Consider the following 1,821-nt stretch of genomic DNA (forward strand, 5'->3'; position numbering starts at 1 on the left):
ATCACCGCCGCCGTCGACAGGCACGTCTGGGTCGATTGACCCCCATCGAATACGAGACCATCATGAACCCGGCCGTGAGCCTCGCGGCCTAACACCCCAACTGTCACCTAACGGTGCGGCAGTCCCATCCATGCGGCAGTCCCTCTGTACAGGTGCCTGGGGCGGCTGGCATGTGGTTTTGTGGACATCGGATACCTTGCTGTACGAACGGGTACTCAGGTACAAGAACAGTTCCGAGGTCAGCAAAATAATTGATCAGCCGGTTGAGGCATCTGGGGGGGCATCTATCGACTACAGTCGTACGTATGAACCAGGTAGCTAAGAAGTTCAGAACCACCGGTCTCGTAGCAGTACTTGGCGTACTTGCAATGGTTATGACCTTGCTTTCGGCCCCTTCTGCGATGGCAGCCGATGCTTCTACAGCTGACAGCGCTGCTTTCGAAGAAGAAAACAGCGACGCAAGATATGTGGAAGCTGATTCTCCAGAGGAAGCTCAGAAAATCGAAAAGAAGCTCGATTCTGGCGTTTCACCACAGGCTGCCGGTGTGAAGTACGGTCCGTGCACGCTCACTCAGAGCAGCGTATACGTTCGTAAGTCGACTAAAGGAGTTGGCTCAAAGCCGGTGACGAAGTGCACTAAGAAGGTTACCTCTATTCATCACAAAACCCAGTTGGCGACTCGAACTGCGTTGTTGTGGTGGAAGGTTCGTTCCACGGACACTGGAGGAAATAAGGGTGCCGCTTCCTATACCCAAAAGAACGTGTCTCATCCCTGCAAGGGAAGTAAGAAGAAGGTGTGGCGGGCATCGACCACTGGGACGATAGTTTCAGGTGGGAAGACCTACTATGCAGTTGCCACTAGTGGGGCTAAGAAGCTCGCATGTGGAGTATGAAGCGTGGCGGAATCTGGGTTGATAAAAAAGATAGCCGACCAGCGATTTTCCTGGTATGGCACTATGACTCAGACGAGGGTAACGAATTGATCGGCCTGTTCGAACGCGAGCACGAGATGGAAGAGGCTTATAAAGAAGCTCTGAAGCACTTCGAAGCAGAGAACCTGCATTGGACAAAAGTGCCTTTGGGCTGGTCATACTTCGAATAGGTCCTTACCCTGGGAGAGCATTCGAGACTTCTTGGTCCCTATTTTTGTGGTCTGCACAGAGTAGTTATGGCCACCACCAACCCCTCCTGTGTCGTTGGTGATCGCTTCCCAGTCAGGCGGCGGTGGGCACACGTCAGGCATACCTGCGAGCGTAGAGCCAGCCACCGACACCAGGGAGCGGGATGCCGACAGGGTGCTCTTTCGTGGCAACCGGATCTCCGATCCGGGCGGCAGCCCCTCACCCTCACCACGCACTCACGGGCCCGTGCAGCGCAACTAGTTCAGGCTCAGCCCTGTGCGCAGCAGTGCCAGGGCCGCCGGCGACATTGCGACAATAAGCGCGATCCCGGATGCGGCCATAAGGGCCGCGGCGACGACAGCGGCGGGGCTGCGTCGCCGGCGCGGTCCTCGGTGCGTGGGTACGAGCGCCAAGCCGTATCCCAGGCTCAGCCCCGCCATTGCGAGCAGGCCGATGCCCGCGACGGGCAGCGCGATGATCGCCAGCTGCTTGAACGTGGGGCCCATGATGATTACTGCCCGAGGCCGTACTCGCGTGTGGGCCCGGGTCCCTGATCGCGCCGGTGATGCGGCGGTGAGGTTCCCCCCGGACCGTAGAGGCATCGACAATGAGGATCGAGATGCCAGAGAAGCGGAAGAAGTACGACCGGGAGTTCCGTGAGGGAGCTGTCCGGATCGTCGAAGAGACCGGGAAGCCGATC

The 1,821-nt window shown here is 57.9% G+C and carries 3 protein-coding genes; 2 read left to right on the forward strand and 1 reads right to left on the reverse strand.

Features of this window, described 5'->3' with window-relative positions:
- The first annotated feature begins 305 nt into the window (after nucleotides 1–305).
- Both GSY69_RS13710 and GSY69_RS13715 read left to right on the forward strand, forming a co-directional pair.
- Nucleotides 306–893, forward strand: a complete 588-nt coding sequence (locus GSY69_RS13710) for a hypothetical protein (RefSeq protein WP_160954386.1) — start codon at nucleotides 306–308, stop codon at nucleotides 891–893.
- The gene (locus GSY69_RS13715; protein ID WP_160954387.1) at nucleotides 881–1,102 is read left to right on the forward strand and encodes a hypothetical protein; all 222 of its coding nucleotides are present in this window, start codon (nucleotides 881–883) and stop codon (nucleotides 1,100–1,102) included. The genes GSY69_RS13710 and GSY69_RS13715 overlap by 13 nt, the downstream gene beginning before the upstream one ends.
- Before the next feature lie 276 nt (nucleotides 1,103–1,378).
- On the opposite strand, the gene GSY69_RS13720 is transcribed toward GSY69_RS13715, so the two are convergent.
- Complete coding sequence (locus tag GSY69_RS13720; RefSeq protein ID WP_160954388.1) at nucleotides 1,379–1,627, reverse strand: hypothetical protein; 249 nt, start codon at nucleotides 1,625–1,627, stop codon at nucleotides 1,379–1,381.
- Nucleotides 1,628–1,821 lie beyond the last annotated feature (194 nt).

This window comes from Brevibacterium rongguiense, from assembly GCF_009857845.1.
Lineage (GTDB): Bacteria > Actinomycetota > Actinomycetes > Actinomycetales > Brevibacteriaceae > Brevibacterium > Brevibacterium rongguiense.